The sequence below is a fragment of the Pseudomonas sp. IC_126 genome (assembly GCF_004331835.1).
Lineage (GTDB): Bacteria > Pseudomonadota > Gammaproteobacteria > Pseudomonadales > Pseudomonadaceae > Stutzerimonas.
In genome coordinates this window covers 79,190-95,887 of record NZ_SJSS01000009.1, presented here as the reverse complement: position 1 = coordinate 95,887, position 16,698 = coordinate 79,190, and the positions used below count along the sequence as shown (strand labels likewise).

General features: G+C 56.8%; 30 protein-coding genes. All 30 read left to right on the top strand.

What is annotated here, in order from left to right:
• The first annotated feature begins 12 nt into the window (after positions 1-12).
• The 30 genes from tuf to E0D86_RS20765 all read left to right on the top strand — a co-directional run bounded on the left by tuf (position 13) and on the right by E0D86_RS20765 (position 16,667).
• Positions 13-1,206: an elongation factor Tu gene (gene tuf / locus E0D86_RS20910; protein WP_131651939.1), complete on the top strand. Its 1,194-nt coding sequence runs from the start codon at positions 13-15 to the stop codon at positions 1,204-1,206.
• 149 nt (positions 1,207-1,355) lie between these two features.
• Positions 1,356-1,667, top strand: a complete 312-nt coding sequence (gene rpsJ / locus E0D86_RS20905; RefSeq protein ID WP_003186070.1) for a 30S ribosomal protein S10 — start codon at positions 1,356-1,358, stop codon at positions 1,665-1,667.
• Between the two features lie 81 nt (positions 1,668-1,748).
• Positions 1,749-2,384, top strand: coding sequence for a 50S ribosomal protein L3 (rplC, locus tag E0D86_RS20900; protein ID WP_131651938.1), 636 nt, complete (start codon positions 1,749-1,751; stop codon positions 2,382-2,384).
• Positions 2,385-2,396: 12 nt separating this feature from the next.
• Positions 2,397-2,999: a 50S ribosomal protein L4 gene (rplD, locus tag E0D86_RS20895; protein WP_131651937.1), complete on the top strand. Its 603-nt coding sequence runs from the start codon at positions 2,397-2,399 to the stop codon at positions 2,997-2,999.
• Positions 2,996-3,295, top strand: a complete 300-nt coding sequence (gene rplW / locus E0D86_RS20890; RefSeq protein WP_021209378.1) for a 50S ribosomal protein L23 — start codon at positions 2,996-2,998, stop codon at positions 3,293-3,295. The genes rplD and rplW overlap by 4 nt, the downstream gene beginning before the upstream one ends.
• Before the next feature lie 14 nt (positions 3,296-3,309).
• On the top strand, positions 3,310-4,131 hold the full coding sequence (rplB, locus tag E0D86_RS20885; protein ID WP_131651936.1) for a 50S ribosomal protein L2: 822 nt from the start codon (positions 3,310-3,312) through the stop codon (positions 4,129-4,131).
• A 16-nt stretch (positions 4,132-4,147) separates the two neighbouring features.
• Complete coding sequence (rpsS, locus tag E0D86_RS20880; RefSeq protein ID WP_014854225.1) at positions 4,148-4,423, top strand: 30S ribosomal protein S19; 276 nt, start codon at positions 4,148-4,150, stop codon at positions 4,421-4,423.
• A 13-nt stretch (positions 4,424-4,436) separates the two neighbouring features.
• Positions 4,437-4,769, top strand: coding sequence for a 50S ribosomal protein L22 (rplV, locus tag E0D86_RS20875; protein ID WP_131651935.1), 333 nt, complete (start codon positions 4,437-4,439; stop codon positions 4,767-4,769).
• A 13-nt stretch (positions 4,770-4,782) separates the two neighbouring features.
• Complete coding sequence (gene rpsC, locus E0D86_RS20870; protein WP_131651934.1) at positions 4,783-5,469, top strand: 30S ribosomal protein S3; 687 nt, start codon at positions 4,783-4,785, stop codon at positions 5,467-5,469.
• A 12-nt stretch (positions 5,470-5,481) separates the two neighbouring features.
• On the top strand, positions 5,482-5,895 hold the full coding sequence (gene rplP, locus E0D86_RS20865; protein WP_014854222.1) for a 50S ribosomal protein L16: 414 nt from the start codon (positions 5,482-5,484) through the stop codon (positions 5,893-5,895).
• Positions 5,895-6,086 (top strand): 50S ribosomal protein L29, encoded by a 192-nt coding sequence (rpmC, locus tag E0D86_RS20860; protein ID WP_003289209.1) that lies wholly within the window; start codon positions 5,895-5,897, stop codon positions 6,084-6,086. The genes rplP and rpmC overlap by 1 nt, the downstream gene beginning before the upstream one ends.
• Positions 6,087-6,088: 2 nt before the next feature.
• A complete protein-coding gene (gene rpsQ, locus E0D86_RS20855; protein ID WP_014854221.1) occupies positions 6,089-6,355 on the top strand; it encodes a 30S ribosomal protein S17 in 267 nt (88 codons plus the stop codon).
• Between the two features lie 23 nt (positions 6,356-6,378).
• Complete coding sequence (gene rplN, locus E0D86_RS20850; RefSeq protein ID WP_014854220.1) at positions 6,379-6,747, top strand: 50S ribosomal protein L14; 369 nt, start codon at positions 6,379-6,381, stop codon at positions 6,745-6,747.
• 11 nt (positions 6,748-6,758) lie between these two features.
• A complete protein-coding gene (gene rplX, locus E0D86_RS20845; RefSeq protein ID WP_131651933.1) occupies positions 6,759-7,073 on the top strand; it encodes a 50S ribosomal protein L24 in 315 nt (104 codons plus the stop codon).
• Positions 7,074-7,092: 19 nt separating this feature from the next.
• Positions 7,093-7,632, top strand: coding sequence for a 50S ribosomal protein L5 (gene rplE / locus E0D86_RS20840; protein ID WP_131651932.1), 540 nt, complete (start codon positions 7,093-7,095; stop codon positions 7,630-7,632).
• Positions 7,633-7,644: 12 nt separating this feature from the next.
• Positions 7,645-7,950: a 30S ribosomal protein S14 gene (gene rpsN, locus E0D86_RS20835; protein WP_131651931.1), complete on the top strand. Its 306-nt coding sequence runs from the start codon at positions 7,645-7,647 to the stop codon at positions 7,948-7,950.
• Between the two features lie 184 nt (positions 7,951-8,134).
• Positions 8,135-8,527 (top strand): 30S ribosomal protein S8, encoded by a 393-nt coding sequence (gene rpsH, locus E0D86_RS20830; RefSeq protein WP_003281824.1) that lies wholly within the window; start codon positions 8,135-8,137, stop codon positions 8,525-8,527.
• 12 nt (positions 8,528-8,539) lie between these two features.
• Complete coding sequence (gene rplF / locus E0D86_RS20825; RefSeq protein WP_019339968.1) at positions 8,540-9,073, top strand: 50S ribosomal protein L6; 534 nt, start codon at positions 8,540-8,542, stop codon at positions 9,071-9,073.
• A gap of 10 nt (positions 9,074-9,083) precedes the next feature.
• Entirely contained in the window at positions 9,084-9,434 is a 351-nt protein-coding gene (gene rplR / locus E0D86_RS20820) for a 50S ribosomal protein L18 (protein ID WP_131651930.1), read from the top strand.
• Positions 9,435-9,437: 3 nt separating this feature from the next.
• Positions 9,438-9,938, top strand: a complete 501-nt coding sequence (gene rpsE, locus E0D86_RS20815) for a 30S ribosomal protein S5 (RefSeq protein WP_019339966.1) — start codon at positions 9,438-9,440, stop codon at positions 9,936-9,938.
• 2 nt (positions 9,939-9,940) lie between these two features.
• On the top strand, positions 9,941-10,120 hold the full coding sequence (rpmD, locus tag E0D86_RS20810; protein WP_003281818.1) for a 50S ribosomal protein L30: 180 nt from the start codon (positions 9,941-9,943) through the stop codon (positions 10,118-10,120).
• Positions 10,121-10,123: 3 nt separating this feature from the next.
• Positions 10,124-10,558: a 50S ribosomal protein L15 gene (gene rplO / locus E0D86_RS20805; RefSeq protein WP_045160597.1), complete on the top strand. Its 435-nt coding sequence runs from the start codon at positions 10,124-10,126 to the stop codon at positions 10,556-10,558.
• Positions 10,559-11,887, top strand: a complete 1,329-nt coding sequence (gene secY / locus E0D86_RS20800) for a preprotein translocase subunit SecY (RefSeq protein WP_131651929.1) — start codon at positions 10,559-10,561, stop codon at positions 11,885-11,887.
• A 29-nt stretch (positions 11,888-11,916) separates the two neighbouring features.
• A complete protein-coding gene (gene rpmJ, locus E0D86_RS20795) occupies positions 11,917-12,033 on the top strand; it encodes a 50S ribosomal protein L36 (RefSeq protein WP_021209367.1) in 117 nt (38 codons plus the stop codon).
• A gap of 131 nt (positions 12,034-12,164) precedes the next feature.
• Positions 12,165-12,521, top strand: coding sequence for a 30S ribosomal protein S13 (gene rpsM, locus E0D86_RS20790; RefSeq protein WP_014854208.1), 357 nt, complete (start codon positions 12,165-12,167; stop codon positions 12,519-12,521).
• A 19-nt stretch (positions 12,522-12,540) separates the two neighbouring features.
• Positions 12,541-12,930 carry a 30S ribosomal protein S11 gene (rpsK, locus tag E0D86_RS20785; protein ID WP_014854207.1) on the top strand — a complete coding sequence of 130 codons (390 nt, stop codon included), beginning with the start codon at positions 12,541-12,543 and terminating at the stop codon, positions 12,928-12,930.
• Positions 12,931-12,947: 17 nt separating this feature from the next.
• Complete coding sequence (gene rpsD / locus E0D86_RS20780; protein ID WP_131651928.1) at positions 12,948-13,568, top strand: 30S ribosomal protein S4; 621 nt, start codon at positions 12,948-12,950, stop codon at positions 13,566-13,568.
• 22 nt (positions 13,569-13,590) lie between these two features.
• Complete coding sequence (gene rpoA, locus E0D86_RS20775) at positions 13,591-14,592, top strand: DNA-directed RNA polymerase subunit alpha (RefSeq protein WP_019339960.1); 1,002 nt, start codon at positions 13,591-13,593, stop codon at positions 14,590-14,592.
• Positions 14,593-14,637: 45 nt separating this feature from the next.
• Positions 14,638-15,024, top strand: a complete 387-nt coding sequence (rplQ, locus tag E0D86_RS20770; protein ID WP_019339959.1) for a 50S ribosomal protein L17 — start codon at positions 14,638-14,640, stop codon at positions 15,022-15,024.
• A 182-nt stretch (positions 15,025-15,206) separates the two neighbouring features.
• Positions 15,207-16,667, top strand: coding sequence for a catalase (locus tag E0D86_RS20765; RefSeq protein ID WP_131651927.1), 1,461 nt, complete (start codon positions 15,207-15,209; stop codon positions 16,665-16,667).
• Positions 16,668-16,698: the final 31 nt, after the last annotated feature.

The window sequence follows — 16,698 nt, the reverse complement described above, 5'->3', positions numbered from 1 at the left end:
AGGTTTACTGTCGTGGCTAAAGAAAAATTCGAACGTAACAAACCGCACCTGAACGTCGGCACCATTGGTCACGTTGACCATGGCAAGACCACGCTCACCGCAGCGCTGACCAAGGTCTGTGCTGAGACGTGGGGCGGCTCTGCGCGTGATTTCTCGCAGATCGACAACGCGCCGGAAGAGAAGGCCCGTGGTATCACCATCAACACCTCCCACGTTGAATATGATTCCTCGATCCGTCACTACGCTCACGTCGATTGCCCAGGTCACGCTGACTACGTGAAGAACATGATCACCGGTGCGGCGCAGATGGACGGCGCTATCCTGGTTTGCTCCGCTGCTGACGGCCCTATGCCGCAGACTCGTGAGCACATCCTGCTGTCCCGTCAGGTTGGTGTTCCCTACATCGTCGTGTTCCTGAATAAGGCCGACATGGTTGACGACGCCGAGCTGCTGGAATTGGTCGAGATGGAAGTTCGCGACCTGCTGTCGACCTATGACTTCCCGGGCGATGACACTCCGATCATCATCGGTTCCGCGCTCATGGCGCTGAACGGTCAGGACGACAACGAAATGGGTGTGTCGGCCGTGCGCAAGCTGGTCGAAACTCTGGATGCCTACATCCCCGAGCCTGAGCGTGCCATCGACAAGCCGTTCCTGATGCCGATCGAAGACGTGTTCTCGATCTCTGGCCGCGGTACCGTTGTTACTGGTCGTGTCGAGCGTGGCATCGTCAAGGTCCAGGAAGAAATCGAGATCGTTGGTATCCGTGCCACGACCAAGACTACCTGCACCGGCGTCGAAATGTTCCGCAAGCTGCTCGACGAAGGTCGTGCTGGTGAGAACGTTGGCGTGCTGCTGCGCGGCACCAAGCGTGATGATGTCGAGCGTGGTCAGGTTCTGGCCAAGCCGGGCACCATCAAGCCGCACACTAAGTTCGAAGGCGAAGTGTACGTGCTGAGCAAGGAAGAAGGCGGGCGTCACACTCCGTTCTTCAAGGGCTACCGTCCGCAGTTCTACTTCCGTACTACTGACGTAACCGGTAACTGCGAGCTGCCGGAAGGCGTGGAAATGGTCATGCCGGGCGACAACATCAAAATGGTTGTCACCCTGATCGCTCCGATCGCCATGGAAGACGGCCTGCGCTTCGCGATTCGCGAAGGTGGTCGTACCGTTGGTGCCGGCGTGGTTGCCAAGATCATCGAATAATCAATCGGTGGTAAAAAAGGGCCCCCTGGGGCCCTTTTTCTATTATTGATCATTTATTGACACCCCCTGGACGCATCCGTACAATTGCGCCTCCTTTTACCGGGCGTATTGCGTTTGGTAGGGATGGCTAATTGGAGTCTGAGGTCAAAATGCAAAACCAACAAATCCGTATTCGGTTGAAGGCTTTTGACCATCGCCTGATCGATCAATCAACCCAGGAAATCGTGGAAACCGCGAAACGTACTGGTGCTCAGGTGCGTGGTCCGATACCACTGCCGACCCGCAAAGAGCGGTTTACCGTTCTGGTTTCTCCGCACGTCAACAAGGACGCGCGCGACCAGTACGAGATCCGCACTCATAAGCGTGTGCTGGACATTGTTCAGCCAACCGACAAAACCGTCGATGCGCTGATGAAGCTTGATCTTGCGGCTGGCGTGGAAGTGCAGATCAGCCTCGGCTAAAACCTTGAGTTTTAGTCGTGTAACGCTCTGAAATGGGCGGCCATAGCGGGTGAAAGCCCCGTACACTCAAGAGGTTACAATATGACTATTGGTGTAGTCGGTCGTAAGTGCGGCATGACCCGCATTTTCACCGAAGATGGTGTCTCTGTTCCGGTTACGGTCATTGAGATCGAGCCGAATCGTGTCACCCAGTTCAAGAATGAAGAGAGCGATGGCTATCGCGCCGTGCAGGTCACTGTCGGCGAGCGTCGCGCCTCGCGTGTCTCCAAGGCTCAGGCTGGTCACTTCGCTAAGGCGAATGTCGCTGCCGGTCGTGGGGTCTGGGAATTCCGCCTCGATGGCGAAGAGTTCCAGGCGGGCGATCAGATCAATGCCGAGATTTTTCAGGCTGGACAGATGGTGGATGTCACCGGTCAGTCCAAGGGTAAAGGCTTTGCCGGCACCATCAAGCGCTGGAACTTCCGTGGTCAGGACAATACACACGGTAACTCCGTATCCCACCGCGTTCCGGGTTCGATTGGCCAGTGCCAGACTCCGGGTCGTGTTTTCAAGGGCAAGAAGATGTCCGGGCACATGGGCGCCGAGCGCGTAACCGTGCAGTCCCTGGAAATCGTGCGTGTCGATGCCGAGCGTAACTTGCTATTGGTCAAGGGCGCAGTGCCCGGCGCCACTGGTGGTGACGTGATCGTGCGTCCGGCCGCCAAGGCTCGCGGGTAAGGGGGAGTTCACATGCAATTGAATGTTAATGGCGCACAAGCCATAGAAGTCTCCGAGCGTACCTTTGGTGGTGAGTTCAACGAGACGCTGGTGCACCAAGCAGTCGTCGCCTACATGGCTGGCGGCCGTCAGGGTAGTAAGCAGCAAAAGACTCGCTCCGATGTGTCCGGTGGCGGCAAGCGTCCCTGGCGCCAGAAGGGCACTGGCCGTGCGCGTGCCGGTACTTCGCGTGGACCGATCTGGCGTGGCGGCGGTGTAACTTTCGCAGCTCGTCCGCAGAACCATGAGCAGAAACTCAACAAGAAGATGTACCGCGCAGCGCTACGCTCCATTCTTTCCGAGTTGGTTCGTTCCGAGCGTCTGGTGGTCGTTGAAGATTTCGCCGTCGACAGCCCTAAGACCAAGCTGCTTGCTAACAAGCTGACTGGTATGGGTCTGAATGACGTACTGATCGTTTCCGATGCTGTCGATCAGAACCTGTATTTGGCGGCTCGCAACCTGCCGCACGTCGATGTTCGTGACGTTCAAGGTTCCGATCCAGTCAGCCTGATCGCCTATGACAAGGTGTTGATCACCGTGTCGGCTGTGAAGAAATTCGAGGAGCTGCTGGGATGAACCAGGAACGCGTATTCAAAGTCCTGCTTGGTCCGCACGTCTCCGAGAAGGCAACCATGCTGGCTGACAGCAAGAGCCAGTTCGTTTTCAAGGTTGCTACTGATGCAACCAAGCTGGAAATCAAGAAGGCCGTCGAGAGCCTGTTCAACGTGAAGGTCGCCAAGGTCAGTACCCTGAATGTTCAGGGTAAGACCAAGCGTACCGCTCGCGGTCTGGGCAAGCGCAACGACTGGAAGAAGGCATACATTGCGCTTCAGCCGGGCCAGGATCTCGATTTCTCCGGCAACGCTGAGTAAGGAAGGGGTGCATCATGGCAATCGTTAAATGCAAACCGACTTCCGCAGGCCGCCGTTTTGTGGTCAAGGTGGTCGGTCAGGAGCTGCACAAAGGCGCTCCTTATGCTCCGCTGCTCGAGAAGAAGTCAAAGTCCGGCGGCCGTAACAACAACGGCCGTATCACCACTCGTCACGTTGGTGGTGGTCACAAGCAGCATTACCGTCTGGTCGATTTTCGTCGCAATAAGGATGGCATTCCCGCTGTCGTTGAGCGCATCGAATACGATCCGAACCGTACTGCGCACATTGCGTTGCTGAAGTATGCCGACGGCGAGCGCCGCTACATCATCGCCCCCAAGGGCGTAAGTGCTGGCGATCAGTTGGTGTCTGGCATCAATGCGCCAATCAAGGCTGGTAACAGCCTGCCGCTGCGCAACATTCCGCTGGGTTCTACCATCCACGGTGTGGAGCTGAAGCCGGGCAAAGGTGCCCAGATCGCTCGTTCCGCTGGTGCGTCGGCTCAGTTGGTAGCGCGTGAGGGTGCATACGTAACGCTGCGTCTTCGCTCTGGCGAAACACGCAAGGTTCTGGCTGAGTGCCGCGCCACTCTGGGTGAGGTTTCGAACGCCGAGCATAGCCTGCGTTCGCTGGGTAAAGCCGGTGCCAAGCGCTGGCGTGGCGTTCGTCCGACCGTTCGCGGTGTGGCGATGAACCCGGTCGATCACCCGCATGGTGGTGGTGAAGGTCGTACCTCTGGTGGTCGTCATCCGGTGTCGCCGTGGGGCTTCCCGACTAAGGGCGCGAAGACTCGCTCGAACAAGCGCACCGACAACATGATCGTCCGTCGCCGCAAGTAACTAGAGGGATACGACAGTGCCACGTTCTCTGAAAAAAGGTCCTTTTATCGATCTTCACCTACTGAAGAAGGTCGAGGTGGCAGCGGAAAAGAATGATCGCAAGCCGGTGAAAACCTGGTCGCGTCGTTCAATGATCCTGCCGCAAATGGTCGGTCTGACCATCGCTGTGCATAACGGTCGCCAACACGTCCCCGTTCTCGTGAACGAAGACATGGTCGGTCATAAACTCGGCGAGTTCGCTGGTACCCGCACTTATCGCGGGCACGTAGCGGACAAGAAAGGCAAGCGCTAAGGGGTAAGGAAAGATGGAAGTAGCCGCTAAGTTGTCGGGCGCTCGCATCTCCGCCCAGAAAGCCCGCCTGGTCGCCGACCAGATCCGCGGGAAAGGGGTGGGCGAAGCGCTCAACCTGTTGGCTTTCAGCAGTAAGAAAGCCGCCGAGATCATGAAGAAAGTGCTGGAGTCGGCCGTGGCCAACGCCGAGCACAACGAAGGCGCTGACGTGGACGACCTGAAGGTTTCCACTGTTTTCGTCAACGAAGGGCGTTCGCTTAAGCGCATCATGCCGCGTGCCAAAGGCCGCGCTGATCGCATCGTCAAGCGGTCTTGCCATATCACTGTCAAGGTTGCGGACAAGTAACGGAGTCGATCAGATGGGTCAGAAAGTACATCCCACTGGCATTCGCCTGGGAATCGTCAAGGAGCACACCTCCGTCTGGTACGCAGACGGTCGTACGTACGCCGATTATCTGCTTGCAGATCTGAACGTGCGCGAGTACCTCCAAGACAAATTAAAAAGCGCGTCCGTAAGCCGTATCGATATCCATCGCCCGGCTCAGACAGCACGCATCACCATCCACACCGCTCGTCCCGGCATCGTGATCGGCAAGAAGGGTGAGGATGTAGAGAAGCTGCGTCAGGACCTGACCAAGCAAATGGGTGTGCCTGTGCACATCAACATCGAAGAAATCCGCAAGCCGGAGCTCGATGCAATGCTGGTAGCACAGAACGTTGCTCAGCAGCTGGAGCGTCGTGTGATGTTCCGTCGCGCCATGAAGCGCGCCGTACAGAACGCGATCCGCATTGGTGCCAAAGGCATCAAGATCCAGGTGAGCGGTCGTCTGGGTGGGGCTGAAATCGCCCGTACGGAATGGTATCGGGAAGGTCGTGTGCCGCTGCACACCCTGCGTGCCGATATCGACTACAACACCTACGAAGCACACACCACTTACGGTGTGATCGGCGTCAAGGTCTGGATCTTCAAGGGTGAGGTCATTGGTGGCCGCCACGAAGAACTCAAGCCGCAAGCGCCTGCGCCTCGTAAAAAAGCTGCCAAGTAAGGAGTACGCCAAATGTTGCAACCAAAGCGTACAAAATTCCGCAAGCAGATGACTGGCCACAATCGTGGTCTGGCTCAGCGCGGTAGCAAGGTCAGCTTCGGCGAGTTCGCTCTGAAGTCTGTTTCCCGTGGTCGTCTGACTGCCCGCCAGATCGAGTCCGCACGTCGTGCGCTGACTCGTCACGTCAAGCGTGGCGGCAAGATCTGGATCCGCGTGTTCCCCGACAAGCCTGTCACCAAGAAGCCTCTGGAAGTCCGGATGGGTAAAGGTAAGGGTAACGTCGAGTACTGGGTAGCCCAGATTCAACCGGGCAAGGTGCTCTACGAGATCGAGGGTGTTTCCGAAGAGCTGGCGCGTGAGGCTTTCGCCCTGGCTGCTGCAAAGCTGCCGCTCGCCACCTCCTTTGTTAAGCGGACGGTGATGTGATGAAAGCGAATGAGCTTCGTGAAAAATCCGCTCAGCAGCTGAACGAGCAGTTGCTCGAGCTGCTGCGCGACCAGTTCAATCTGCGTATGCAGAAGGCAACTGGCCAGTTGGGGCAGTCTCACCTGCTCTCACAAGTCAAGCGCGACATCGCTCGTGTCAAGACTGTGCTCAACCAGCAGGCAGGTAAGTGATCATGGCTGAAGTTGAAAAGACTGTCCGCACGCTGACTGGCCGCGTCGTCAGCGACAAAATGGACAAAACCATCACCGTATTGATCGAGCGTCGCGTTAAGCACCCGATCTACGGTAAATACGTGAAGCGTTCGACCAAACTGCACGCACACGACGAAACCAACCAGTGCCGTATCGGTGACAAGGTCACGATTCGCGAGACTCGTCCTCTGGCGAAGACCAAGTGCTGGATGCTGGTTGATGTCGTTGAACGTGCCGTCGAAGTCTAAGGGCTAGGGGTCGGAGAAATTATATGATTCAGACTCAATCAATGCTCGATGTGGCGGACAACAGTGGCGCTCGTCGTGTCATGTGTATCAAGGTCCTGGGCGGTTCACACCGCCGTTATGCCGGCATCGGTGACATCATCAAGGTTACCGTCAAGGAAGCGATTCCGCGTGGCAAGGTCAAGAAAGGCCAGGTGATGACCGCTGTTGTGGTCCGTACCCGTCACGGTGTTCGTCGTCCGGACGGTTCCATCATTCGCTTCGATGGCAACGCTGCTGTTCTGCTGAACAACAAGCAAGAGCCTATCGGTACCCGTATTTTCGGGCCGGTGACGCGTGAGCTTCGTAACGAGAAGTTCATGAAAATCGTCTCGCTCGCGCCTGAAGTGCTCTAAGGAGTAGCCGCATGCAAAAGATTCGTCGCAACGACGAGATCATCGTCATCGCCGGCAAGGACAAGGGCAAGCGCGGTAAGGTGCTTCGGGTTCTCGCTGACGACCGCTTGGTCGTTGGTGGTATCAACCTCGTAAAGCGTCATACCAAGCCGAACCCAATGTCGGGCGTTCAGGGCGGTATCGTCGAGAAAGAGGCGCCTCTGCACGCCTCTAACGTCGCTATTTTCAATGGTGAAACCAACAAGGCTGATCGCGTTGGCTTCAAGATTGAAGACGGCAAGAAAATTCGTGTCTTCAAGTCGACCCAAAAGCCGGTTGAAGCTTGAGACTGCTAGGTAGATAACCATGGCACGACTAAAAGAAGTTTATCGGAAGCAAATCGCTCCCAAGCTGAAAGAAGAGCTTCAGCTTGGCAACGTGATGGAAGTTCCGCGCATCACCAAGATCACCCTGAATATGGGTATCGGCGAAGCGATCGGTGATAAGAAAATCATCGATAACGCAGTTGCCGACCTGGAGAAGATCACCGGTCAGAAGGTTGTAGTGACCCACGCTCGGAAATCCATTGCGGGCTTTAAGGTTCGTGAAGGCTGGCCGATCGGTGTCAAGGTCACGCTGCGCAATGATCGCATGTATGAATTCCTGGATCGTCTGCTCGCCATTTCCCTGCCTCGGGTTCGCGATTTCCGCGGCCTGAATGCCAAGTCCTTCGATGGTCGTGGCAATTACAGCATGGGTGTAAAAGAGCAGATCATCTTCCCGGAAATCGATTACGACAAGATTGATGCCCTGCGTGGTCTGGACATTACGCTGACCACTACTGCTCGGACGGACGAAGAGGGGCGCGCGCTGCTGCGTGCTTTCAACTTCCCGTTCCGTAACTGATAGGAGTAGGAAATGGCTAAGCAAAGCATGAAGAACCGTGAGCTGAAGCGTCAGCAAACGGTTGCTAAGTACGCCCAGAAGCGTGCCGCGCTGAAAGCTGTCATCGCTAATCCCGAGTCGTCTCCTGAGGCGCGTTGGGAGGCCCAGGTCGCCCTGCAGAAGCAGCCGCGTGATGCCAGCGCTTCGCGTCTGCGCAATCGTTGCCGTCTGACGGGTCGTCCGCATGGTGTGTATCGCAAGTTTGGTCTTGCGCGCAGCATGTTGCGTCAGGCCGCAATGCGTGGCGACGTACCGGGCCTGGTAAAAGCCAGCTGGTAACGAGGTTCCGGCATTGCTGCCGGAACTGCCGCTATCGAATCAAGCCCCTCATGGGGCTTGATTCGTTTCTGGACTGTCTCTAGAATGTCCGGCTCGCCCGACTCACGCCTTTCGAGGCGCGTTCATCTAGTAGGCGACACGAGCCCTCGCGGGCTTATTTTTTAGAATTAGGAGCCAAGAGCCCATGAGTATGCAGGACCCGTTAGCGGACATGCTAACTCGTATCCGTAATGCCCAGATGGCCGAAAAGTCCGTCGTAAGCATGCCGTCTTCCACTTTGAAGGTGGCTGTAGCCAACGTTCTTCAAGGTGAAGGCTATATCGCAGGATACAACGTCAGCAGCGATGCCAAGCCGCAGCTGTCTATCGAGCTGAAGTACTTCGAAGGTCGTCCGGTTATCGAAGAGCTGAAGCGCGTAAGCCGTCCTGGCCTTCGCCAGTACAAATCCGTTGATCAGTTGCCGAAAGTTCGTGGCGGTCTGGGTGTTTCGATCGTGTCCACCAATAAAGGTGTGATGACTGATCGTGCTGCTCGCGCTGCTGGCGTTGGCGGCGAAGTGCTCTGCACAGTGTTCTAAGGGGGGATAAGCATGTCTCGCGTTGCTAAGAACCCCGTCAAGCTGCCCGCTGGTGTTGAATTCAACATGTCTGGCCAGCAGCTTTCGGTGAAGGGTGCCAAGGGCGCTCTTGAACTGAACGTACACTCCTCTGTGGAAGTGATCCATGAGGCTGGTGAGCTCCGTTTTGCTGCGCGTAATGGCGATCAGCAGAACCGTGCCATGGCCGGTACCACCCGTGCGCTGGTTAACAACATGGTGATTGGCGTCAGCCAAGGCTTCGAGCGCAAGCTTCAGCTGGTTGGTGTTGGTTACAAGGCGCAAGCCAAAGGTCAAGTGCTGTCCCTGGCTCTCGGCTTCTCGCACCCGGTGGAATATGAGCTGCCGCAAGGCGTTACCGCTGAGACCCCCAGCCAGACCGATATCCTGATCAAGGGAGTCGATAAGCAACTGGTCGGTCAGGTGGCTGCTGAAATCCGTGACTTCCGTCGCCCTGAGCCTTACAAGGGCAAAGGCGTACGTTACTCGGACGAAGTGGTCCGTCGTAAAGAAGCTAAGAAGAAGTAGGGCATAGCAAATGAGCGTAAAGAAAGTTACTCGTCTGCGTCGCGCTCGCAAGGCACGCCTGAAGATGCGCGAGCTGGAAGTCGTACGCCTTTGTGTGTACCGCTCTTCCCAGCACATCTACGCCCAGGTCCTTTCGGCCGACGGCGGCAAGGTCCTGGCCAGTGCCTCGACTCTCGACAAAGAACTGCGCGGCGGTGCCACCGGCAACGTCGACGCTGCCAAGAAAGTTGGTCAGCTGGTCGCTGAGCGTGCTAAGGCCGCAGGTGTCACCCAGGTGGCGTTCGACCGTTCTGGCTTCAAGTACCATGGTCGTGTCAAGGCACTGGCTGATGCTGCTCGTGAAGGCGGGCTGGAGTTCTAAGTTATGGCATATAACGAGCAAAAGCGCGACGAAGGCTACATTGAGAAGCTGGTTCAAGTTAACCGCGTCGCCAAGACAGTAAAAGGTGGTCGCATCTTCACCTTCACCGCACTGACTGTAGTAGGTGATGGTAAAGGTCGCGTAGGTTTCGGTCGTGGCAAGTCCCGCGAAGTGCCGGCTGCCATTCAGAAGGCCATGGAAGCGGCTCGCCGCAACATGATCCAGGTTGACCTGAACGGTACTACCCTGCAGTACGCGACCAAGGCCGCGCATGGCGCCTCCAAGGTTTACATGCAGCCTGCTTCGGAAGGTACCGGTGTCATCGCCGGTGGTGCAATGCGCGCCATTCTTGAAGTCGCTGGCGTGCAGAACGTCTTGGCCAAGTGCTACGGCTCTACCAACCCGGTCAACGTGGTTCACGCTACGTTCAAAGGTCTGAAAGCCATGCAGTCGCCTGAGTCGATCGCTGCCAAGCGTGGCAAGAGCGTTGAGGAGATTTCCTGATCATGGCTAACACCGTCAAGGTCACGCTGATCAAAAGCGTCAGCGGTCGTATTCCTAATCACAAGCTTTGCGTCAAGGGTCTCGGCCTGCGTCGCATTGGTCATACCGTTGAGGTTCAGGACACTCCTGAAAACCGCGGCATGATCAACAAGGCTTACTACATGCTCCGTGTGGAGGGCTAAGCCATGCAACTGAACGATCTGCGTTCTGCGCCGGGCGCCCGTCGCGAAAAGCTGCGTCCGGGCCGTGGTATCGGCAGCGGCCTCGGCAAGACCGGTGGCCGTGGTCACAAAGGTCAGACTTCCCGCTCCGGCGGCAAGATCGCTCCCGGGTTCGAGGGCGGCCAGCAGCCGTTGCACCGCCGTCTGCCGAAGTTCGGCTTCGTCTCGCTGAAAGCCATGGATCGCGCCGAGGTGCGTACATCCGAACTGGCAAAGGTTCAGGGCGACGTAGTTACTCTGCAGAGCCTCAAGGATGCCGACATCATCAATCAGAACGTTCAGCGTGTAAAAGTCATGCTGTCGGGCGAGGTTGGTCGTGCGGTAACTCTGAAGGGCATCGCCGCCACTAAAGGTGCGCGTGCGGCTATCGAAGCAGCTGGCGGCAAGTTCGAGGAATAAATGGCTAAGCAAGGTGCTCTCTCCGCTCTGAGTAACGGCGGGCTGTCCGAACTCTGGGCTCGTCTGCGTTTTCTGCTGATGGCGATCATCGTCTATCGGATTGGAGCGCATATCCCGGTGCCGGGTATCAATCCCGACAGGTTGGCCGAGCTGTTCCGTCAGAACGAAGGGACCATCCTTAGCCTGTTCAATATGTTTTCCGGTGGTGCGCTGGAGCGCATGAGTATCTTTGCGTTGGGGATCATGCCGTACATTTCGGCGTCGATCATCATGCAGCTCATGACCGCCGTCAGCCCTCAGTTGGAGCAGTTGAAGAAAGAGGGTGAGGCCGGTCGCCGCAAGATCAGCCAGTACACGCGTTACGGTACGCTGGTGCTTGCCGTGGTGCAGGCTATTGGCATGTCGGTCGGCCTCGCCGGACAGGGAGTCGCATTCAGCAATGACTTCGGCTTCTACTTCGTGGCAATCACCACCTTTGTGGCTGGTGCGATGTTCATGATGTGGCTGGGCGAGCAGATCACCGAGCGGGGTGTCGGTAACGGCATTTCGATGTTGATCTTTGCAGGTATCGTTGCGGGTCTTCCGGGTGCGCTGGGGCAGTCCTTCGAGTCCGCGCGGCAGGGTGATGTGAATATCATCGCGCTGCTGGCTGTTGGGCTGGTGGCTGTTGCCATCATCGGTTTTGTGGTCTTCATCGAGCGTGGGCAGCGGCGTATCGCCGTGCACTATGCCAAGCGTCAGCAGGGTCGTAAGGTCTTTGCTGCGCAGACGAGCCACCTGCCGCTGAAGGTCAACATGGCTGGAGTTATTCCAGCCATCTTCGCCAGTAGCATTCTGCTGTTCCCTGCTTCGCTGGGGCAGTGGTTCGGTCAGTCGGAGAGCATGGGTTGGTTGGCTGATATTTCTCAGTCGATCGCTCCTGGTCAGCCGTTGAATATCCTGTTGTTCAGCGCCGGTATCATCTTCTTCTGCTTCTTCTACACGGCATTGATGTTCAATCCGAAAGATGTTGCGGAAAATCTGAAGAAGTCCGGTGCGTTTATCCCGGGGATTCGGCCTGGCGAGCAGTCGGCGCGCTATATTGATGGCGTATTGACTCGCTTGACCATGTTCGGCGCCCTGTACATGACGGCTGTATGCTTGCTGCCTCAGTTCCTTGTGGTTGCTGCAAATGTGCCGTTCTACCTTGGCGGGACATCGTTGCTGATTGTGGTCGTGGTTGTAATGGACTTCATGTCTCAAGTGCAGTCGCACCTCATGTCTCACCAGTACGATTCCCTGATGAAAAAAGCCAACCTGAAGGGCTATGGCAGCGGAATGCTCCGCTGAAGGTAGTTCGTAAGGTTCCAGGAGTTGTCATGAAAGTTCGTGCATCGGTCAAAAAACTGTGCCGCAACTGCAAAATTGTCCGTCGCGAAGGCGTCATTCGGGTGATCTGCAGTGCAGAACCGCGTCACAAGCAGCGCCAAGGCTGATTGTGAGCTAAGGCTCGAGCCCGGTAGCTAGTGCGCTGCCGGGTTGATTATTTGTTATTACAGCGTTAGTATCTCGCGCCCTTTTCTTGGCTTCCGGGGCGTTGGGTAGCTGTCAATTGGAGTTTCACTGAATGGCCCGTATTGCAGGCGTAAACATTCCAGATAACAAGCACACTGTTATCTCGCTGACCTACATCTATGGTGTTGGTCGCACTCGTGCGCAGACTATCTGCGCAGCTACCGGCGTAAACCCGGCAGCGAAAATCAAAGATCTCTCCGACGAGCAGGTCGAACTGCTGCGCGGCGAAGTGGCAAAGTTCATCGTTGAGGGTGATCTGCGTCGCGAAGTCAACATGAAGATCAAGCGCTTGATGGACCTAGGTTGCTACCGCGGCCTGCGTCATCGTCGTGGTCTGCCGGTGCGCGGTCAGCGTACCAAGACCAACGCCCGCACCCGTAAGGGCCCGCGCAAGCCGATCCGCAAGTAATCGCGTAGGAATTTAAGTAATGGCAAAACCTGCTGCTCGTCCTCGTAAAAAAGTCAAAAAGACAGTGGTTGATGGCATCGCCCATATCCATGCGTCTTTCAATAACACCATCATCACGATCACCGATCGCCAGGGCAACGCATTGTCCTGGGCTACTTCCGGTGGCTCGGGCTTCCGTGGTTCGCGTAAAAGCACCCCGTTCGCTGCTCAGGTAGCTGCTGAGCGCGCCGGTCAGGCCGCTCTGGAATATGGTCTCAAGAACCTTGATGTCAACGTCAAAGGTCCAGGCCCGGGTCGTGAATCCGCTGTTCGTGCTTTGAACGGTTGTGGTTATAAAATCGCCAGCATCACCGACGTGACGCCGATCCCGCATAACGGGTGCCGTCCGCCGAAGAAGCGTCGCGTGTAATCAGGAGACAGTGAAGAATGGCTCGTTATATTGGTCCCAAGTGCAAACTGTCTCGTCGTGAAGGCACCGATCTCTTTCTGAAGAGTGGTGCGCGCGCGCTCGAATCGAAATGCAACATTGAAACCCCGCCAGGTGTTCACGGCCAGCGCCGTGGACGTCTGTCTGATTACGGTACTCAGCTGCGTGAGAAGCAGAAGGTCCGTCGTATCTATGGAGTGCTCGAGCGCCAGTTCAGCGGTTACTACAAGGAAGCGGCTAGCCGCAAGGGCGCTACCGGCGAGAATTTGCTGCAACTGCTGGAGTGCCGTCTGGATAACGTGGTTTACCGCATGGGCTTCGGCTCTACTCGTGCTGAATCGCGTCAGCTGGTTTCCCACAAGGCAATCAGTGTAAATGGCAAGACCGTGAACGTTCCGTCCTACCAGGTCAAAGCTGGTGACGTGGTTGCCGTTCGCGAGAAGTGCCGTAACCAGCTGCGTATCGCCCAAGCCCTGGAACTGTGCGTACAGCGCGGTCGTGTTGAGTGGGTCGAAGTAGATGCCGACAAGAAATCCGGCGTTTTCAAGAATGTTCCGGCTCGCAGTGATCTGTCCGCCGACATCAACGAAAACCTGATTGTCGAGCTCTACTCCAAGTAAGGGCTAGAAAATAGGTGTATCCATGCAGATTTCGGTAAATGAGTTCCTGACCCCCCGCCATATCGATGTGCAGGTGGTCAGTCCGACCCGTGCCAAGATCACGCTCGAACCTCTCGAGCGTGGTTTCGGCCATACCCTGGGCAACGCGCTGCGTCGTATTCTGTTGTCCTCCATGCCCGGCTGTGCTGTGGTCGAGGCTGAGATCGACGGTGTGCTCCACGAGTACAGCGCTATCGAGGGCGTGCAGGAAGATGTCATTGAAATCCTGCTCAATCTCAAAGGTATCGCCATCAAGCTGCACGGCCGTGATGAAGTGACCTTGAGCCTGGTGAAGAAGGGCGCGGGCGCTGTTACCGCTGCCGATATCCAGCTGGATCACGATGTCGAAATCGTCAATGGCGATCATCTGATCGCCAACCTGGCGGCTAATGGTTCGATCAACATGAAGCTCAAGGTCGCTCGCGGCCGTGGTTACGAGCCTGCTGATGCGCGTCAGAGCGACGAGGACGAAAGCCGTAGCATCGGTCGTCTGCAGCTCGACGCCACCTTCAGCCCGGTCCGTCGCGTGGCTTATGTGGTCGAAAACGCTCGTGTCGAGCAGCGTACCAACCTGGACAAGCTGGTCATTGACCTGGAAACCAATGGCACTTTGGATCCCGAAGAGGCGATCCGTCGTGCCGCGACTATTCTGCAGCAGCAGCTGGCCGCATTTGTCGACCTCAAGGGAGACAGCGAGCCGGTTGTAGTCGAGCAGGAAGACGAGATCGATCCGATCCTGCTGCGTCCGGTTGATGATCTGGAGCTGACCGTTCGTTCGGCCAACTGCCTCAAAGCAGAAAACATCTACTACATCGGTGATCTGATTCAGCGCACCGAAGTCGAGCTGTTGAAAACGCCGAACTTGGGCAAGAAGTCTCTGACCGAAATCAAAGACGTTCTGGCCTCTCGTGGTCTGTCCCTGGGCATGCGTCTCGACAATTGGCCGCCGGCAAGTCTCAAGAAGGACGATAAGGCTACGGCCTGATCGCCCATAGTCACCGAACTGATCGTTTGGTAAGGAATTTCAATCATGCGTCATCGTAAAAGTGGCCGTCATCTCAGCCGCACAAGCGCACACCGCAAGGCCATGTTCCAGAACATGGCGGTGTCGCTGTTCGAGCACGAACTGATCAAAACAACCCTGCCTAAGGCCAAGGAACTGCGTCGCGTTGCCGAGCCGCTGATCACCCTGGCCAAGGAAGACAGCGTCGCCAACCGTCGTCTGGCTTTCGACCGTACTCGCTCGAAGGCTATCGTTGGCAAACTGTTCAATGACCTGGGTCCGCGTTATGCCACCCGCCAAGGTGGTTACCTGCGTATTCTCAAGTGCGGTTTCCGCGCTGGGGACAATGCGCCCATGGCTTATGTGGAGCTGGTTGACCGTCCGGTTACCGGTGAAGTCGAAGCAGCTGAGTAAGCTAGCTTCGTCAAGAAAACCGAGCCTTCAGGCTCGGTTTTTTTTCGTCTGAAGATTTTGGCTATCGGTAGCGTTGATCTTGATCATTAGAGTGTATTGGTTGCGATTCATATGATGGCACTCAACCAGCCGGTGACGTGACCGACACTGGATAGTTCTCGAATTGCCACGGAGTAGTAGCCATGACCGATCAGCCCAAACTCACTACCGTCGCCGGTGCCCCGGTAGCCGAAAACCAGAATTCCATGACCGCCGGTCCGCGCGGTCCCATGTTGCTGCAGGACGTGTGGTTTCTAGAGAAGCTCGCACATTTCGATCGTGAAGTGATCCCTGAGCGGCGTATGCATGCCAAAGGCTCTGGCGCCTTTGGTGAGTTCGTTGTTACTCATGACATTACCCGCTACACCAAGGCGGTGATTTTCTCGGAAGTGGGCAAAAAAACACCGATGTTTGCGCGGTTCTCTACCGTTGCCGGCGAGCGCGGTGCTGCCGATGCCGAACGTGATATTCGCGGCTATGCCCTGAAGTTCTACACCGAGCAAGGCAACTGGGACATGGTCGGCAACAACACGCCAGTGTTCTTTTTCCGCGATCCACTGAAATTCCCCGATCTGAACCACGCGGTCAAACGCGACCCGCGCACCAACATGCGTAGTGCCAATAATAACTGGGACTTCTGGACCGGCCTGCCGGAGGCGCTGCACCAGATTACCTATGTGATGGGCGACCGTGGGATACCGGCCTCCTACCGGCACATGCATGGTTTCGGCTCGCACACCTACAGCTTTATCAGCGCCGATCACCAGCGGTACTGGGTCAAGTTCCATTTCAAAACCCAGCAGGGCATCAAGAACCTCACCGACGCCGAAGCAGCAGCTATCGTTGCTGGCGATCGTGAAAGCTCTCAGCGTGATCTGTTCGAGGCGATCGAGCGTGGCGATTTCCCTCGCTGGACCATGTACGTGCAGGTAATGCCCGAAGCTGAGGCGGCAAGCTATCGTTTCCATCCGTTCGATCTGACCAAGGTCTGGTCGAAGAAGGATTACCCGCTGATCGAAGTGGGTTACTACGAGCTCAACCGCAACGCCGACAATTACTTCCAGGATGTCGAGCAGGCGGCATTCACGCCCGCGAACGTGGTGCCGGGCATCAGCTTCTCGCCGGACCGCATGCTTCAGGGGCGCCTGTTTTCCTACGGCGATGCGCAGCGCTACCGCTTGGGCGTCAACCATCACCAGATCCCGGTGAACGCGCCGCGCTGCCCAGTGCACAGCTTCCATCGCGATGGCGCGATGCGGGTCGATGGCAACCACGGTGGTCGCTTGCATTACCAGCCGAACACTTACGGGGAATGGCGTGAGCAGCCAGACTTCAGCGAGCCGCCGTTGGCGCTCGAAGGCGCCGCCGCCCGTTACGATTACCGGTTGGACGATGCGGACTACTTCACTCAGCCAGGCGATCTGTTCCGGTTGATGGAGGCGGACGAACAGCAGCGTCTATTCGAGAACACAGCGCGGGCGATGGGCGATGCGGCACGGCATATCAAGCTGCGGCATATCAAGCACTGCTACTTGGCTGATCCAGCCTACGGTACCGGTATCGCCAAGGCGTTGGACCTCCCTGTCGAGGAGGCGCTGGCTTAAGCCTTCTGTGACGAAATAGCCCGCAGCATGC

Excerpts from the sequence above, each read along its gene's own strand:
- rpmC (WP_003289209.1), top strand. The coding sequence starts at position 5,895 with ATGAAAGCGAATGAGCTTCGTGAAAAATCCGCTCAGCAGCTGAACGAG.
- rpsM (WP_014854208.1), top strand. The coding sequence starts at position 12,165 with ATGGCCCGTATTGCAGGCGTAAACATTCCAGATAACAAGCACACTGTT.
- rpsE (WP_019339966.1), top strand. The coding sequence starts at position 9,438 with ATGGCATATAACGAGCAAAAGCGCGACGAAGGCTACATTGAGAAGCTG.
- rpsK (WP_014854207.1), top strand. The coding sequence starts at position 12,541 with ATGGCAAAACCTGCTGCTCGTCCTCGTAAAAAAGTCAAAAAGACAGTG.
- rpsC (WP_131651934.1), top strand. The coding sequence starts at position 4,783 with ATGGGTCAGAAAGTACATCCCACTGGCATTCGCCTGGGAATCGTCAAG.
- rplR (WP_131651930.1), top strand. The coding sequence starts at position 9,084 with ATGAGCGTAAAGAAAGTTACTCGTCTGCGTCGCGCTCGCAAGGCACGC.
- secY (WP_131651929.1), top strand. The coding sequence starts at position 10,559 with ATGGCTAAGCAAGGTGCTCTCTCCGCTCTGAGTAACGGCGGGCTGTCC.
- rplF (WP_019339968.1), top strand. The coding sequence starts at position 8,540 with ATGTCTCGCGTTGCTAAGAACCCCGTCAAGCTGCCCGCTGGTGTTGAA.
- rplP (WP_014854222.1), top strand. The coding sequence starts at position 5,482 with ATGTTGCAACCAAAGCGTACAAAATTCCGCAAGCAGATGACTGGCCAC.
- rpsN (WP_131651931.1), top strand. The coding sequence starts at position 7,645 with ATGGCTAAGCAAAGCATGAAGAACCGTGAGCTGAAGCGTCAGCAAACG.
- rplV (WP_131651935.1), top strand. The coding sequence starts at position 4,437 with ATGGAAGTAGCCGCTAAGTTGTCGGGCGCTCGCATCTCCGCCCAGAAA.
- rpmJ (WP_021209367.1), top strand. The coding sequence starts at position 11,917 with ATGAAAGTTCGTGCATCGGTCAAAAAACTGTGCCGCAACTGCAAAATT.
- rplE (WP_131651932.1), top strand. The coding sequence starts at position 7,093 with ATGGCACGACTAAAAGAAGTTTATCGGAAGCAAATCGCTCCCAAGCTG.
- rplD (WP_131651937.1), top strand. The coding sequence starts at position 2,397 with ATGCAATTGAATGTTAATGGCGCACAAGCCATAGAAGTCTCCGAGCGT.
- rplC (WP_131651938.1), top strand. The coding sequence starts at position 1,749 with ATGACTATTGGTGTAGTCGGTCGTAAGTGCGGCATGACCCGCATTTTC.
- rpsH (WP_003281824.1), top strand. The coding sequence starts at position 8,135 with ATGAGTATGCAGGACCCGTTAGCGGACATGCTAACTCGTATCCGTAAT.
- rplX (WP_131651933.1), top strand. The coding sequence starts at position 6,759 with ATGCAAAAGATTCGTCGCAACGACGAGATCATCGTCATCGCCGGCAAG.
- rpsD (WP_131651928.1), top strand. The coding sequence starts at position 12,948 with ATGGCTCGTTATATTGGTCCCAAGTGCAAACTGTCTCGTCGTGAAGGC.
- rpsJ (WP_003186070.1), top strand. The coding sequence starts at position 1,356 with ATGCAAAACCAACAAATCCGTATTCGGTTGAAGGCTTTTGACCATCGC.
- rplW (WP_021209378.1), top strand. The coding sequence starts at position 2,996 with ATGAACCAGGAACGCGTATTCAAAGTCCTGCTTGGTCCGCACGTCTCC.
- rpsQ (WP_014854221.1), top strand. The coding sequence starts at position 6,089 with ATGGCTGAAGTTGAAAAGACTGTCCGCACGCTGACTGGCCGCGTCGTC.
- rplQ (WP_019339959.1), top strand. The coding sequence starts at position 14,638 with ATGCGTCATCGTAAAAGTGGCCGTCATCTCAGCCGCACAAGCGCACAC.
- rplN (WP_014854220.1), top strand. The coding sequence starts at position 6,379 with ATGATTCAGACTCAATCAATGCTCGATGTGGCGGACAACAGTGGCGCT.
- rpoA (WP_019339960.1), top strand. The coding sequence starts at position 13,591 with ATGCAGATTTCGGTAAATGAGTTCCTGACCCCCCGCCATATCGATGTG.
- E0D86_RS20765 (WP_131651927.1), top strand. The coding sequence starts at position 15,207 with ATGACCGATCAGCCCAAACTCACTACCGTCGCCGGTGCCCCGGTAGCC.
- rplO (WP_045160597.1), top strand. The coding sequence starts at position 10,124 with ATGCAACTGAACGATCTGCGTTCTGCGCCGGGCGCCCGTCGCGAAAAG.
- rplB (WP_131651936.1), top strand. The coding sequence starts at position 3,310 with ATGGCAATCGTTAAATGCAAACCGACTTCCGCAGGCCGCCGTTTTGTG.
- rpmD (WP_003281818.1), top strand. The coding sequence starts at position 9,941 with ATGGCTAACACCGTCAAGGTCACGCTGATCAAAAGCGTCAGCGGTCGT.